This is a genomic window from Echinicola pacifica DSM 19836 (assembly GCF_000373245.1).
Taxonomy (GTDB): Bacteria; Bacteroidota; Bacteroidia; order Cytophagales; family Cyclobacteriaceae; genus Echinicola; species Echinicola pacifica.
The window spans coordinates 40995-57346 of the sequence record NZ_KB890750.1; the positions used below are offsets into that span (position 1 = coordinate 40995).

General features: G+C 42.5%; 13 protein-coding genes. 10 read left to right on the forward strand and 3 right to left on the reverse strand.

Going from position 1 to position 16352, the window contains the following annotated elements:
- The first annotated feature begins 64 nt into the window (after positions 1-64).
- From B050_RS0110975 to msrA, 5 genes are all read left to right on the forward strand, one after another.
- A complete protein-coding gene (locus B050_RS0110975; RefSeq protein WP_018473961.1) occupies positions 65-421 on the forward strand; it encodes a response regulator transcription factor in 357 nt (118 codons plus the stop codon).
- Between the two features lie 34 nt (positions 422-455).
- Positions 456-998, forward strand: coding sequence for a class I SAM-dependent methyltransferase (locus tag B050_RS0110980; RefSeq protein ID WP_018473962.1), 543 nt, complete (start codon positions 456-458; stop codon positions 996-998).
- A 405-nt stretch (positions 999-1403) separates the two neighbouring features.
- A complete protein-coding gene (locus B050_RS0110985) occupies positions 1404-2459 on the forward strand; it encodes a PA0069 family radical SAM protein (RefSeq protein WP_018473963.1) in 1056 nt (351 codons plus the stop codon).
- Positions 2460-2505: 46 nt separating this feature from the next.
- Positions 2506-2709 carry a hypothetical protein gene (locus tag B050_RS0110990; protein WP_018473964.1) on the forward strand — a complete coding sequence of 68 codons (204 nt, stop codon included), beginning with the start codon at positions 2506-2508 and terminating at the stop codon, positions 2707-2709.
- A 60-nt stretch (positions 2710-2769) separates the two neighbouring features.
- Positions 2770-3354: a peptide-methionine (S)-S-oxide reductase MsrA gene (gene msrA, locus B050_RS22325; RefSeq protein WP_018473965.1), complete on the forward strand. Its 585-nt coding sequence runs from the start codon at positions 2770-2772 to the stop codon at positions 3352-3354.
- A gap of 204 nt (positions 3355-3558) precedes the next feature.
- Here the strand turns inward: msrA and B050_RS0111000 are convergent, their stop codons facing one another.
- The 3 genes from B050_RS0111000 to B050_RS0111010 all read right to left on the reverse strand — a co-directional run bounded on the left by B050_RS0111000 (position 3559) and on the right by B050_RS0111010 (position 7922).
- The gene (locus B050_RS0111000; RefSeq protein ID WP_018473966.1) at positions 3559-5511 is read right to left on the reverse strand and encodes a thiamine pyrophosphate-binding protein; all 1953 of its coding nucleotides are present in this window, start codon (positions 5509-5511) and stop codon (positions 3559-3561) included.
- A gap of 184 nt (positions 5512-5695) precedes the next feature.
- Complete coding sequence (locus tag B050_RS0111005; RefSeq protein ID WP_026235809.1) at positions 5696-7318, reverse strand: glutamate synthase-related protein; 1623 nt, start codon at positions 7316-7318, stop codon at positions 5696-5698.
- 247 nt (positions 7319-7565) lie between these two features.
- Positions 7566-7922, reverse strand: a complete 357-nt coding sequence (locus B050_RS0111010) for a nuclear transport factor 2-like protein (RefSeq protein ID WP_018473968.1) — start codon at positions 7920-7922, stop codon at positions 7566-7568.
- Positions 7923-8595: 673 nt separating this feature from the next.
- Between B050_RS0111010 and B050_RS0111015 the strand changes: the two genes are divergently transcribed.
- The 5 genes from B050_RS0111015 (at position 8596) to B050_RS0111035 (ending at position 16348) form a co-directional block, all read left to right on the forward strand.
- Positions 8596-10263: a DUF6909 family protein gene (locus B050_RS0111015; RefSeq protein WP_018473969.1), complete on the forward strand. Its 1668-nt coding sequence runs from the start codon at positions 8596-8598 to the stop codon at positions 10261-10263.
- A 507-nt stretch (positions 10264-10770) separates the two neighbouring features.
- Positions 10771-12204: a DEAD/DEAH box helicase gene (locus B050_RS0111020; RefSeq protein WP_018473970.1), complete on the forward strand. Its 1434-nt coding sequence runs from the start codon at positions 10771-10773 to the stop codon at positions 12202-12204.
- A 747-nt stretch (positions 12205-12951) separates the two neighbouring features.
- Positions 12952-13545, forward strand: coding sequence for a DUF4255 domain-containing protein (locus B050_RS0111025; RefSeq protein WP_018473971.1), 594 nt, complete (start codon positions 12952-12954; stop codon positions 13543-13545).
- A 4-nt stretch (positions 13546-13549) separates the two neighbouring features.
- Complete coding sequence (locus B050_RS0111030; protein ID WP_018473972.1) at positions 13550-14404, forward strand: hypothetical protein; 855 nt, start codon at positions 13550-13552, stop codon at positions 14402-14404.
- 12 nt (positions 14405-14416) lie between these two features.
- Entirely contained in the window at positions 14417-16348 is a 1932-nt protein-coding gene (locus B050_RS0111035; protein ID WP_018473973.1) for a phage tail sheath family protein, read from the forward strand.
- The last annotated feature ends 4 nt before the right edge of the window (positions 16349-16352 follow it).

A 16352-nucleotide genomic window follows, 5' to 3' on the forward strand; every position in this document is an offset into this window, starting at 1 on the left:
AATTCTAATTTTATGTACATGAAAGGTTACTTTCAGGATTGACTATAGTAGAAATATACCAACTATGAAGAAATTACTTTTGATCGAGGATGATGTATTGATCCTCAAAATGGTAGAGTTTAAGCTAAAAAAAGAGGGGTATGAGGTTCATATCGCTAAGGACGGAAAAGAAGGGATTGAGAAAATTGATGAACTAAAGCCGGATATCATTATTTCCGATATTGTAATGCCTTATAAGTCAGGGATTGAGATCGTCCATTATACGAAGCAAAACTATCCCGATACACCGGTGATCGTATTGTCTGAGCTTGGTGAAGAAGAAAAGACTGTGATCGAAGCCTTCCAGCTTGGAGCGGTAGATTTTGTGTCAAAGCCATTTAATCCTCAAGAATTGGTTTTAAGATTGAAAAGATTTGTCTAATTTTAGAAATTGCTATTACTATTAAAACCAAAAAATGAACAAAAGCTTTTTAATAAAAGAACTCTTTTCGAACATTAAAACAACAGGGGCGGTTACTTTTAGTTCCAAGTTTTTAGTGAATAAAATGCTCAGCTTTGCCCAATTCAAAGGGGTAAAGGTGATTGTAGAATTGGGTGGTGGAGATGGCAGCATCACCAGAGGAATCATCGAAAGAATGGATGCTGATGCCAAATTACTCGTTTTCGAGATCAGTGAACCGTTTTGCAATAACCTTCGCAAGCAATTCCCACAAAAAAATGTGGAGATTATCTGCGATTCAGCAGGCAATATGGACAAGTATCTGCCCGAAGAAAAAGCAGATCTAATTCTTTCTTCGCTTCCTTTTAGCCTAATCCCCAAGGATTCCCGGATGGAAATATATGAGAAGACTAGAAGCCATCTCAAACCCACTGGCTTTTTTATCCAAATATGTTATTCCTATATCCTTAAATTCCAATTTGCCCAATACTTCAAAAGCATCAAAACGGCATTCACCCTAAGAAATTTCCCCCCAGCTTTTATAATCATTTGTAACTAACAGAATAATCATCAACGGTCTTATAAGTAACTGATTACTAGTGTTTTACATAACTTATCTACAGTTTGTGTTTAAGTGTAATTATTGGCCTAAAAGGGTGAAATTTATCGGTTTTGAGGATTTAAACCCTAAGATCATAGCCACTCAAAGAGAAGACTGCGATAACAAAAAGTTAGAATTTTGGGGAGGTTTTTAGGCGAATAGGTGGCTCATACCAATGACCAAAAATACTTCATTCCTCAATTGTGAATGGATAGATTACCATGGCGTGAAGTGGGTTTTCGACTTAGTGGTTTTTTCCATATTTTAAGGATTTATGGTTGAGCTAATTACTTTGGTAGAGGTTTTGTGACAATTCATGACAAAAAGTAAGAGTCTAAAAGAATAACCATTACCTTCATCAGCATGAAAGAGGATGTTTTTAAGGGAAGAGGTTCAAGGATAAGTCCGGATAATCCCCACCTTCAGCGTCGGGAGCATTTGGTATTTATGGAAGGAATTGATGAGGAGAAGCACCTGGATAGACCTGTCACCAAGTTTTATAAAGAAACCTCCAAAAATGCCCTTAGCAAAAATAATAGCCCCGACTTACCACTCAACTATTCTGTAAATCCCTATATGGGCTGTGAGCATGGATGTATTTATTGTTATGCGAGAAATAGCCATGAATATTGGGGTTTTGATGCAGGCCTAGGCTTCGAGACCAATATTGTGGTAAAACATAATATTGTGGAGAGTCTCAAAAGCCAATTTGATAAGCGTGGTTATATTCCGCAGGCCATTATGCTTTCTGGAAATACCGATTGCTACCAGCCTGCAGAGCGCAAATTCAAGCTTACCCGTGGAATTCTGGAGCTTTGTCTTAAGGTGAAACACCCCGTGAGTGTGATTACCAAAAACACGCTAATCGCCAGGGACCAAGATCTCCTGCAGGAACTGGCCGTTCATGGCTTGGTTCATGTTTATTTTTCGATCAATCATCTTGACCCTAAGTTAAAATCCGTGCTGGAGCCACGTACGGCCTCTGCTAATAAGAAAATAGAGCTTATACGGCAGTTTACCAATGCGGGAATTCCCTGTGGAATAATGGTCGCTCCGATCATTCCTGCCCTGAATACGGCTGATATCGCTGAAATAATCCGCTTTTCCGCCGATGCTGGTGCGCTTACCGCCGGATATACGGTGGTGAGATTAAATGGAACTGTAAAAGAGGTTTTTTCTGCTTGGGCTAAGGAGACTTTTCCCGATCGAGCGGAAAAAATTCTGCACCAAATAGAATCCCTGCATGGAGGAAAAGTGAATGATACCGACTGGGGGAGAAGGATAAAAGGGGAAGGGCCTATTGCCACGGTAATTAAAACGATATTTGACGCTGCTAAAGCAAAGTACTTAGCGGGCAGGAAAATGCCTGATTTTATCCTAAAGGACTTTAATCCTAATGGACAGCTGAACTTATTCTGAAAATCATGCTGCCAGTTATTAAGCATATTTATGAATTTTGATCATTATGGTAAATAATATTTTGGAAATCGCTATTTTAGAAATGATTAGGCAAAAGGGTGAAGAGGCTTTTTCCCCCTTAGAAATCATTAAGTGGATATATCCGCAGGATTGGTGTCATTTCGAAGAGGATATTCTGGCCGTAAGTGCCCAAATGAGCGAAAAAGGCTTGATAGGGCTTGATATGAATGGGAATATCCATAAAGCTTAACAGGTGCTTTTTTTCTATTCTTAAGAATCATTTATTAATCTAGTCTCTAAATCAAATTGTATGGAAATATCAAATGATCCGAAAGCAAATCCCGGCAGAGCTAAGGAGGAATACCCATTAGCTACTTTTGGTGCGGGATGTTTTTGGTGTACGGAGGCCGTATTCCAAAATCTTCGTGGAATTAGCAATTTGCGACCAGGCTATGCTGGGGGGATTATTGAAAACCCCACTTATGAGGAGGTGGTCTCTGGTACCACTGGACATGCGGAAGTTATTCAGTTTAATTTTGACCCGAAGTTAATTGCTTACCAGGATTTGCTAGAGGTATTTTGGGCCACCCATGATCCCACCACCGTCAATCAGCAGGGGGCAGATATGGGGCCTCAATACCGTTCGGTAATATTTTATCATTCCGATATTCAAAAACAGACCGCTGAAGAATTCAAAGAGTTGATCGGCAAGGCAGAAGTGTATGATGGTCCCATTGTCACTGAGATAGCGCCTTTTGAGGGATTTTATCCTGCTGAAAAAGAGCATCTTGATTATTATAAAAACAATCAAAACCAGCCCTATTGTCAATTTGTGATCCGACCTAAGGTCGAAAAACTTAAAAAAGTATTTGGCAAACATACCAAATTCGTTTAACCCATTCAAAATTCGCCCATGCCTGCTAAAGATGCTAAATCGTAATCCATCATGAGATGAGGCTGGGAAGAAGGATAGAAAAAAGGGCTCGTCTGGATCAAAATGATTCAATCGGGCCCTTTTTTTAGTTGATAAACACTATGTGCTGCTTTCTAATTTGCAGTCTTCCTAATACCTTACCAAAACTCTACCTTGCTTTCGGAATTATAAAAGCCTCGCATCGGTCATAATTTCGAGAATGGCGGAGCCTTCATGAGCGAGGAATCTTTTCATGGTTTCATGCAGCTGGCTGATCTCATCGACTTTGAAACCTTTGCCTCCGCAGCTTTCCGCAAAAGCCGCAAAATTAGGGTTTACCAAGTCGGTACTCCATTTTTGCCAGCCGCCAGAGAGTTGCTCTTTGGATATTTTCCCCAATTCCATATTATTAAGTATAATCACTTTCAGGTCCATATGGTATTTCACGGAGGTGGTAAATTCGGCTAAGTATTGGCAGATGCCACCATCGCCAGCCACAGCAATTACAGGTCGTGTATCACCAACTGCGGCCCATGCTCCCAATGCGGCGGGCAGCGCAAAACCAATAGATCCTAAGTACCCAGACATCAGGAAAGAGTGACTTTTGGCTTCGAAATACCTTCCAAAGGAATAGGCATTATTACCCACATCTACGCACATCACGGCATCTTCTGGTGCCAATTTTGTTAAGCAATCAAATACACTGACCGAGCTTAATCCATTTCCTTTGTCTTCCCGTAACCTTCTTAGCTTTTCGGTACGCCATATTTTCCATCGGGAAGCAATTTCCTCCCTTTGGTCCTTTTTATTATGCTGTAAAAGGCTGGCGCTTTTGAGAAATAACTGCATTGTTCTTGATATTTCGCCATAGAGGCCAACATCAATTTTGTGAAATTTGCTGATAGCCAAGGGATCAAAATCCACTTGAATCGTGGGGATTTTGGAAGTGATCCCTGTATGGTTGGAAAATGAGGCGCCAATCACCAGCAGTAAGTCTGCTGCATTCATGAAGTAAGAGGCGACTGGAGTGCCACTTCTGCCCAAAACGCCACATCCTAAAGGATGGAAATCAGAAATAAGGCCTTTACCCTTAAATGTCGTAAGAATCGGACACTGGATACCTTCGGCGAGTTTCGTAATTGCTTCCATATGGAATCTTGCGCCATGGCCCACGATGATCACTGGGTTCTTGCTTTGTGAAAGCAGGCTGATGGCCCTTTGCATTTCTTCCTCTGGGGGAGCAATAGACAGATTTGGCATACGCCCTTCAGGCCCGGAAATCTCCGTAAGCTCAGCAGGAATGACCTGTACCTGATCGGGAAAAGTAAGGTGAGACACCTCTCTATTGAGCAAGGCATGCTTGATCGCCAAACCCATGAGTTCGGAATGTTTGCTTCCTTGCTCCACACGATGATTAAAGGCAGCCACAGTCTGAAAAGCACGAACCAAATCCACCTCCTGGAAATTTCCTGTTCCCACCACCTGGGTGGCCACCTGACCGGTAAGTGCAAGCAATGGGGCACGGTCCACCTTGGCATCCCACATTCCTGTGAACATATTGGTGCTGCCAGGCCCTGCAATGGCAAAGCATGCCGCGGGTTTACCAGTAAGCTTGGCATAGGCTGAGGCGGCAAATGAGGCCGCACCTTCATGGCGGATCCCTATGTATTTTAATTTTCCCTTGACCTCTAGTTTTCTGAGGGCTTCTGCCAAACCAAGGTTTGAATGTCCTACCATCCCAAAAACTGTGTTGATTCCCCATTCGCTCATAGTCTCAACCATAATATCTGATAGGGTAAGTGGGGGAGTCTCGGGCATGGGCATGCCCACATAGACTGCTTCGCCTTCGATTTTGATAGGGTAGGTCTTTAGTCCATCCTCGAAGCCATCACTATTGCCACCACAGGGATTAAAATCCCATCCATGCCAGGGACAACGCAATAGCCCATCTTCTATGGATCCTTCTCCCAGAGGGCCACCCTGGTGCGGGCACCGATTATCTAAGGCGTTGATTTGCCCACCATAATTAGTCAGGCAAATCTGTGTGGTATCTGCCGTGACCGTCATCACCCTGCCTTCGGGAAGAGTGCTTTGTTGGTCCAATACTTTGAACCATTGGAGTTTAGAAGTATTTTCCATTGTATTATTTAGTTGTGTCGAGGATAATATTTTTTTAAATACCTCCTCTTCAATCGTCTAATAGGATTAAAGGCAGGCAGATTGGTAATCGCCAAAGTGCAATCAGAACAGCGAATGCCGATCGAAAAGCATAGATCGTTTTCCCCACCATAGAAGGTATTCTTCAGCCTTACGGCAGCATTGCTTACTGCAGGGAATAGTTATTATTTCCCACCCATGATATCCCTGTCATCCGGTACATATTCCAATCATAGGTACTCAAATCAGACATTTGGAAATCTTGCACATTATGATAGCCACAAGCTCTGGAGATTACTTTTACCAGCTCGTTAGAGGCAGTCAGGAAATTATAGAGTTGCTGAGCTGACTGCTTTACAATTAGTCTATTCCTTAGATTTTGTTTTTGTGTGGCTATCCCCACTGGGCAGTTATTGGTATTGCAAGCTCGCATCCCAAGGCAGCCGATTGCCTGCATGGCGGAGTTAGCGATGGCCACGGCATCGGCACCGAGCATCAAGGCTTTTGCAAAATCCTCTGCCACTCTGAGTCCCCCGGTAATGATCAGGGAGACATGTTCGGCTTTACGTCGGTCGAGATGCTTTCGTGCTCTTGCCAGAGCGGGGATGGTAGGGATATTAATATGGTCTCTCAGGATGGTCGGTGCCGCACCTGTACCGCCTCCTCGTCCATCCAGTATGATATAATCGACTCCCACTTCCAAGGCAAAATCAATATCTGCTTCAATATGACTTGCTGCCATTTTAAAACCAATAGGAATCCCCCCGGTTCGGTCGCGGACTTCCTTGGCAAATTTTTGATAGTCTTCCACGGTCACCAGTTCGGAGAAGGTGGCGGGGGAGATCGCTGCCTGACCTTGATTCAATCCACGGACCGCGGCAATTTCTTCGGTTACTTTTTCCGCTGGAAGGTGTCCTCCAGTACCGGTTTTGGCACCCTGTCCTGCTTTAAAGTGAAACGCCTGACTTTTCTGTACCAGATCCCAGCTGAAGCCAAATTTTCCTGAGGCTAATTCATAGAAATAATGGGTGTTTTCGGCTTGCTCGGCAGGCAATACGCCACCTTCACCACTGCATATACCGGTCCCGGCCATCTGAGCTCCCATGGACATGGCCACTTTGGCCTCGCGGCTCAGGGCCCCAAAACTCATGTCGGAGACGAATAGAGGCATGCTAAGCTCAAGAGGTTTCTTAGCCTCTTTGCCTATGACCGTGCGGGTGATGACTTCTGCACTATCTAGTAAGGGTTTTGTGTGAAGCTGAGCGGGAAGAAACTGGATGGAGTCCCATTTTGGAAGTACATTCCGATCCACACCCATGGCGGCGGTGGGACCATGATGGCCCAGGTTTTTTAGGCCATGTTTGGCCAATTCTGATATATAGGAGGTATATGGCTCGTTGGTCTCCGGATGAGTATCCTGGTACTGGCCCAAATACGCTTCCCGATTGAAGGGTTGGGGATATTTGGCCACAAATGCCTTGATTTCTTCCTCATCGATTACCACCCAATCATCCTCGATTAGCGCCTCAAATTTATGAAGAGCTTCCGAATTATCGTATTCACTGACGCCGGTATCGTATCTATAATCCCAATTGTGTACTCCACAAACCAGGTTATGACCCTTGATATGCCCGTCGGCCATTAGGGCTCCACGGTGAAGGCATCTCCCATATAATATAGAAATCTTATTTTCGTATTTGATAGACACCAAATCGAGTCCATGGACAATATGATGTGAAGGTTGCTTTTCAGGTAAGGTGGAATACCTTACCAATTTGATTTTCGTCATGATCTTCCTAAGCTGTAAATGATAAGAAAAAGGAAGCCAGTCTGGAAAAATTTTTGCCTGTACATTAACCAACTAAATACAACGAAAATTAAGTCTAAGACTTAACAGGCAAGAAAAATCCTACTGGCTTCCTAATGTTAAAAAGGTACTTTCTGATAAAAAAATAAAGGTCAATTGGGTTTATAGTTACTCTACTAATTCATGATTTTAGCACAAATCCTTTATTTGTCTTAATAGAAAGCCTTGGCTAGGCATGATAATACCTTTCACGGTAGATTTTGCCCTCTTTCCACTCAGTCACCACCACCTGCTCAGAGACCAAGGTGGTTCCATCTTTTAACTTCAGGGTCATCACTCCATCATAATAGGAGTGATTTCCATTCACTGCATAATTGCTGACGGTATAGCCAATAAATTCTTCCAATTGGTCTTTGATAAAGTCCTCCTCCAGTTTGATGCAATAGGCCTTCCCCTTTTTGGGAGGATCATTGGCCTCTCGGAGCTCTACATCCTCATGAAGAAACTTCTCCATGGCTTCTATAAAACCTGCTTTTGCCAATAATGCATGAACTTCTTTGAGGTTCTTTTCAATTTGATTTTCCATAGTTATTGTGATATGAATTATTGGTAAACACTGTACGATGTTTCAAAATTGAAAATTCTAGTACAGTCTATTTTTTCTTTTATAAATACAATTAGTTTTATGAGAGCCATTTTGGAATTATAACTCTTAATTCAATTCAAAAGCTATGCATTATGTTTATAATATGCAATTAAACAAGTGTTTGGTTGGCTTAGCCTGAAAAAATACAAATAGGTAACTATTACGTGCTATCTTCTTAAAGGTAAAAAATTTATATTAAAAATTCTATTAAATTATTTGGTATTAGTAAGTTCTACTCGAGAATATTTGATTTTCCTTGGTGAAAAAAAATAGATTTGTCCAAAAAAAATAGTACAAGCGCTGGATTATCTGCCGTAAAACAAGAGATAAGATCTGGAGGACTTATAATTGAGGGCAACCATCATAAGCAAAAAGCAGTATAAGACCAAAGCCCAATTTTAAAACAGCAGCCTAAGGGTGAGGAGAGAGCAGGGTGAAGGAAAATGTGGAATAACCTTAGGTCGAAAATATAGAATTGATTAATTTGAGTAAAATAAGCTTTTTTACCATTTATAGGGGTTTTCAACTGGGCAACCTATCAGAATCAGGGTAGGACTTCTATAAAAAATGTAAAAATCACCTAAATCGATATTTAATTTTTAATATATATAATATGCGTACAAGAGCACAAGAGTCCAGAGCAGCCATCGAGCGGCTGTATATCACCATGCGTCACCTTTTTATGAGGGGCAATTATAAGCCACTTGGAATATCCGGCGAATCACTAATAAGTGCACTACTGGTCTTAAGACCTGAAATTTATGGTTTAGTTACTGAAGCAGAAAAGGTAGAGTTGGATGGATTACTCTATGTCATGGAGCGCTTACCGCGTGGAATTGAGGAGTGTAGGTATATCCGACTGATAAGCCGTGAAGGGTACGAGCATTCGGACTTTGAGAAATTGATCCCTAGCAAGAGACGTAGAAATTGCTATAGGGTGGATAAGGACCAGATGTTTGTGGAGATGACCCGTGGCAAGAGTGATATCTATGATATCCTTACTCACTTGACCTTCTTATATATAGAAGCCGAGAAAATCAGACATAACAGTACAGATAGCAAAGGTCGTATCCATCTCAACTGGAAGCGGCTGGAGAAGATCGTTGATAAAGTGCAGATGGGAGAGCCTTTTGATTCAGAGGCAGCCTGTTCGTACCTGAGTCACCTTACGGGCAGAACCTTTGATGAGACCCAGCAGGCCATCCGCAAATTTGAAAGTAGCAGCAACTCCAATTCTTTATTTTCCATTATTTACCAGTTGGGGAAATTATCCATGGATGAGGAAATGCTGCAATTGGATCGAGAAATATCCTTTTCTGCCACGCTCAGAGAGCGCATAGGCCATCACGTATATGGGGAAATGTGGGCAGATAATATCAAGTCCATCCTAGACGAAAACGACCTGCTTGGCCGACCGATACATATCATATCGGCGAACTTACACAGTGTGGTCAATACCATCTATGGGCATCAGGCATTAGGGCTGAAGGATTTTGCGGCGATAGAGGATGAGGCGAATCTGATCAGTCAGGGGGCCAAAAACCATAAGGCGAAGGAGATCCTAAAATACGCCTCCAAGCATGGATATATGGAGGTGCCGGATGTGTCTGGAACCAATATCGGCGCTCAGATTATAGATACAGCAAAGATGGATAAAGATACGCTCATCCCGGGAGTGGAGATCGAGAAGGACCTGAGCAAAAGACCAGTGATCGTGGTGATGGATTATGCCTTTGGTGAGCAAGCCTACGAGTGCTTCGATGAGCTATTGAAACCTTTTGATAAGGGCCTGAAATCCATCCCACTAGATGTGGTTTCTGCTTCCATCATGGGTAAAGCGGGGATTTTGGAGGGCCAAAAAGGGGACCTGATGATTCCTGATTCTCACGTGTTTGAGGGAACAGCCGATAATTATCCGTTTAAAAATGCCCTTGACCCAAAAGATTTTGAAGGTTATGGTTTGGGAGTATATGAAGGCCCTATGATTACAGTCCTGGGGACCTCCTTGCAGAATAAGGATGTCTTGAGTTATTTTATGCAGTCATCATGGAAGGCCATTGGCTTGGAGATGGAGGGAGCGCATTACCAAAAAGCCCTGCAGTCGGCCAGTAAAATTAGACGAAGTATTCGTAAGAATGTAAAAGTGCTCTATGCCTACTATGCCTCGGATAATCCACTGGAAACAGGAAGTACCTTGGCCTCAGGAAGCTTGGGAATGGACGGCGTAAAACCTACCTATCTGATCACGTATAAAATTCTGGAAACATTATTTGCTAAGTAAAATCACGATGCCCCTGGAGAATCTGCCAGGGGCATCTGTTTTTATTATGACTAAAGGTTAAATATCGATCTTACCCTGAATAATAGCCTCAAAAAAGGCTTGTTTTTAGGCAAAACTAAGGTGCTAAGAATGCTTTTTGATGGACATTTCAATAGCTAAAGGAAATTTCTTTAGCTTCTTTATCATTAATACTATTAGAAATTAAATATATTTGTTAAGCGGGTAGCGAAAAAACAGATTACCATTCGCAGCCACACCCTTAGGATTTACTGAATAGGTACTCTTAATGTACCTTCAAATAGCCTGGCTGAACAACGGAATACCATTGAACCTGACCATTCAATAGCATGACCCTTGCTGACCTAGCGTCAAGTTCAGAATGGATTGTAATGGAAATCAGAAAATAAATTATAGAATAAGTTACAAGCAAAAGTCTTTTTAAGGGGCCACGCCCCAAATATACCCGCAGTAAAGCGACTGATACTTTGGCTTAGAGAATAGCAAAATATGACAATTGAAACTTTTGACGGATTTGACTTTCATCCTTCCTTACAGGAGGGCCTGGATGCCATGGGATTCAACAAACCAACGCCCATACAACAGCAGGGCATCCCACAAATATTAAAAGGCAAAGACCTAATCGCCTGTGCCCAAACTGGTACAGGAAAGACTGCCGCTTTTATCTTACCCGTATTGAATAAAATAGCCCAAGCGGAAAGCAATGAACTGAACACCCTCATCATCGCGCCTACTCGAGAACTCGCCATACAGATAGATCAGCAGATCCAAGGTTTGGCGTACTTCGTAGGCGTAAGTTCCATCGCCATCTACGGTGGCGGGGATGGCATGGCTTGGGAGCAGCAACGCAAGGCCCTCGAGCAAGGTACCGAAATCGTCGTGGCAACACCTGGACGACTGATCGCGCTATTGGCCGGAGGCAAAATAAATCTTAACACTCTAAAACACCTGGTTCTCGATGAGGCCGATCGAATGCTGGATATGGGATTCTCCGATGATATTCTAAAAATCATCAATTACCTTCCCAAAGACCGACAGACGGTGCTTTTCTCTGCGACTATGCCTCCTAAAATACGGCAGTTTAGCAAGAAAATCCTGAATAACCCTGAGGAAATCAATATTGCGATTAGCAAAACCGCCAAAGGTGTGACCCAGCAGGTGTATATGGTGAATGACGGTCAAAAGGAACAACTGCTCGAAAGCATCCTTACCCAAAGAAACTATGATGCTGTGATCATCTTTTCCTCCACCAAGGAGAAGGTTAAAAATATCTATAAAAGCCTTCGTAAGAAATTCCAGATTGAAGCCTTTCACTCCGATTTAGATCAGATGGAAAGAGAGAAAATCATGTCCGAATTCAAAAACAAATCCCTTAAAATCCTTATAGGTACCGATATTATTTCCAGAGGGATTGATGTGGAAGGCATTGAGCTGGTGGTGAATTATGATACGCCTGGAGATGCGGAGGATTATGTACACCGCGTAGGAAGAACCGCCAGAGCTGACAAAAAAGGGGAGGCCATCACCTTTGTGAATGATAAAGATCTTCATAAACTGCATAAGATTCAGAGCTTAATAGGCATAGAAATCGAACGCGTACCGCTTCCGGAAGGAATCAGCCCTGGACCGGAATACAAAGAAACCGCTCCCAAAGGAAAAGGAGGAGGAAAATCTTCCTCTTTCGGAAATAAAAGAAATGGTAATTCCAAAGGTAATGGCGCCAGAAACGCTGGCTCAAAACCTCCGCGCCATAAGAATAATAATCGGTCCAATGGTAATGATAGACCTGCAGATAAAGTAACGCAGGAAAGCCCTTCCAGTCATAGTCATCAAGCCGAACCAAAAGCTGCCAGTCCTTCTTCATCTGATGCCCAAAATGGGAAATTCAGAGCCCGAAGGAATGTGGCTGATGATAACTCCTAATACTAGTATCAAAGCGATATAAATTGCCCTTTTAAGGCTGTTTTAAACTCTATTTTGATGATTCCATCCTGAATGGTATCCCTCAAAAAGAAGGTTTAAGACAGCCTTATTTTTTTGTATTTACATCTATAGAAAAGATTAACGGTCTCCCAAAGCTAGGCAAGCTCTCAAACCACCTAGCACGGTGGATGCATTGACTTTTAAACTCGATTCAAGCTCTTCTGAACAGTTAAGTGAGAATATCTCTATTCACAAATTCACTATTATCGTAGCTCTTATACTCCAGAGAAAAGGAGCTTTTGAAGTGTACTTGTATCGCTAAAATAAATGGACTTGGAAAAAGTACTTTCTGTATTTAATACAAAAAAAACTTTAAAAAAAATTAAAATGATGATTTTTCTCAGTCAGTTAGGGAATCACTTATTATCAATGAGTAAATCCTAGGTTTGAATGAGTATTCAGATAATGATATAGTATAAAACTGTAATAATATTCTATATAGTGTACTATGTACAATATTATAATTTGCTATTGGCTCATTTTAAAGCTATTTTTAGTTAAATAACGATGAAAGCCAGTTCGGGTGGTTTAATAAAATCATTGGTGATTTTGGGGAATTGGGAGGGCTTAAACTATAAATATTGAATTTTTTAAAGAAATATTTATTCTAAGCCATTTTAGGACTGTATTGATATTCAGTTTGATAATTTGATTACTAGTAATAAGAAACTATACTCCGTTATTCTTATGATTTTTGAAGTTTTGACCATAATAGCTGGTGAAGTCAATAAGCATTTTGATATTCTGGAATTGGATGAGTCCAGAGTTGTATTAGACAATGTGGCCTTACTGGAATCTCGACAGGAAGGAGATGATTCCCTGAGCAATAAGATCGTACTATCCATGATCAACCTCCAGGAGGAGGTCACGCTAAAGAACATTCCCAATCAACGCTATGATGGCGAGTCTTTTGTCACCAAAAACCCCGTATTGAACTTAAATCTTTTCTTGATTTTTTGTGCCAATCGCACCAAATACAAAACCTCCCTGAGTGACCTATCTAAGATATTGGCTTTTTTTCAAGGCAAAAAGGTTTTCAACCAATCCAATACCGTATTTGACCGAGATTTAGAAGAGATGAATTCGGTGCAGAATTTTCATTTCACCATGAACTTATATACCCCGACTTTTGAGGAACTTAACTTTATTTGGGGTACCCTGGGCGGACGCCAATACCCCTCCATTTTCTATAGGCTAAACGTCATAGAAATAGATAGAGACCTGGTTCAAGCCAAAAAAGGAGTGATATCCACCATCAACAGGACCTATACTCAGGAATAGCAGTATGGAATATACTTCACAATATCGCCCCTTCTTCAAAATTGAGTTCTATCATCAGTACTTCCTTGATGACGGATTAGCAAGTTTTGCGAGTCTCTCCCCAGCGGATTCAGCGAGGCAATTAGCTAATTACGACTGGGGAGATATCTTAGCTATTCGGCCGAGTCCAAAATCAGCACAATGGCTGGCGGGAAATCAAATTCTCTTAAAAAATACCGCCCATGGTCTGATGGGCCTGATTAAGGTGAATAGCAATGCTATTAATGAACCTTATATTGATTTGGAGTTAATGGAGGATTTTCAGCTGATAATTAGCATCCGTGATCCCTTGTTTTATAATTATACAGGGCTGGAGCCGGCAGAAGGGATGATTTTCTTAACTAATAAAATTCCAAGCTTCCCCGCTGCCCATTCTGTACCCACACTGAGCAGAGCGGCTGATGCACAGATGATTACATCAGATTACCAATTGTCTGCCGAGAATGCGCAATCACTGGACCTGACTTACGGTCAAAAAGGGCTTTCAAGGGCTCAGATGCTTCTTAACCTCAGCATGCAAGGAGATCAAAGCAATCTAGGATTAATAAATCTAGATGGAACACTCAAGGCCCAGATGCCATTATTCCGGGTGCATTTTCCCAATCGCAAAACCATCTGGAAGTATAACCATAGTAGGGATAACTTCATATCTGAGACTAAAGTGGCCTATCCTCTGACCAGCACGGGGTATATAGATCTTAAGAACCCCTCCGATTTCAATAATCCGCCAACGGATTTTGACAAGTATTCATTTCCTAATCCGACTGCTAGCCAGATAATTTATAGAGACAACAAAATTTATTCAGAAATATTCATTTAACCCATTTTGATCATGGCAACAACATACAAAACCCCGGGGGTATATATCGAGGAGATATCGAAATTTCCCCCCTCAGTAGCGCAGGTGGAGACCGCCATCCCTGCCTTCATAGGCTATACGCAGAAGGCAGTGATTGATGAAATCGATTTTCATTCCTCAGGAACCGTAAAGCCGATAAAAATCAAGTCATTACCTGAATACGAGTTGTTTTTTGGGGGAGCTCCAGAGCCAACCACCCTAGAGATCAATTTGGATGCGAATAATGCGGTGGTGAGCACCACTGTGAATGGAATCAATCTGCTCTATGATTCCCTGCGGATGTTCTATTCCAATGGGGGTGGGGACTGCTATATAGTGTCTGTTGGGGCGTATAATACCCAAGCCAGCGATGTGGACAAGGGGGATTTACTAGCAGGACTGAAGACCTTAGAGAAAGTGGATCAGCCCACCTTACTGGTCATTCCAGAGTCGGTCAATCTGCAGGTTGCCGAAGCGGGAGAGGTCCATGCTGCCATGCTGGCCCAATGTAATAAGTTGCAGGATCGATTTTCGGTCCTTGATCTGGTCAACGGAGACCAGGAAATCACGCCCACGATGGATCCTATACAGGATTTCCGAAATAACGTGGGGATGAATTACCTTAAATACGGAGCAGCCTATTATCCTTGGCTAAAAACCACCTTGCCCTTCAGCATCTCTTATGAGGCCATCACCAATGCCACTGCTACCAAAGATGGCAGTGCAGTGACCTTAAGCACCTTATTTAACCAAACTCTGGTCAATGGTATAAATATGATCAATGCAGATATTGTATCTGCAAAAGCCGTCCTGGGCCCAGATAATACTGAAATCACTAACCGAACAGACCTGGTGGACTATGCAGAGTTGGTCTATGATTACCTAAAGGCCTTCCACGATCTCAGTCCTACCGATGCGGATATCAGCGACCCTAATAATGCTGCAGCGATCCATAGCAGGTATTTGGATGCCAGTGGGAACTATCAAGGGCTGGTGCAGACCTTCTATGATTACCTGCACTATAGCGATAATGATAATAGTACGGCGAATATTGCCAGTTGGGCAGACCCATTATTAGACTTAGGGCCAGGAAACGGCTTCCATGCTGGGGAGAATTTTTCTAAGTTAACCCTGGCGGCTCCTACGGCAAGCAACGATATTTTTACCGCCACCCAGACCGCCACCAATGCCACGCCGAGTTTTCGAAGTTTGGTATCCAAGCTCAATGGAATGGTGGCAAGCTATATCAATGAATTGATCGAAAGTAAAAAACAGAAAGTGGAATCCCTGGAGCAGCTGGATCCAGTCTATACTTCCATCATCACTGCGATCAGCAAAAAAGGCGTGGTGCTACCTCCAAGTGGAGCTATGGTAGGCGTCTATGCCGCCGTGGATAGTAATAGCGGGGTATGGAAAGCTCCAGCAAATGTCAGCATCACTGCCGTGAAGGGCCCAGCCGTGAATATCACGCATGAAGAACAGCAAAGCATGAATGTGGATGTGGATGCTGGAAAGTCCATCAATGCTATAAGGACCTTTACCGGCAAAGGAACCATGGTCTGGGGAGCTCGGACTCTGGCAGGAAACGACAAGGAATGGAGATTTGTACCTGTACGCCGCTTCTTCATCATGGCGGAGGAATCGATCAAGAAAGCCTCTGAGCAATTTGTATTTGAAGGAAATGACGGCAATACCTGGGTCAGAGTCCGAGCCATGATAGAGAACTTCCTTACCCTTCAGTGGAGAGCGGGAGCCTTGGCAGGAGCCAAAGCAGAACATGCTTTCTATGTGAAAGTAGGTCTGGGACATACCATGACCTCTCAGGATATTCTAGATGGGATTATGAATGTGGAAATAGGATTGGCCGTGGTAAGACCCGCAGAGTTTATCATATTGAAATTTTCTCACAAAATGCAAGAATCTTAATTAA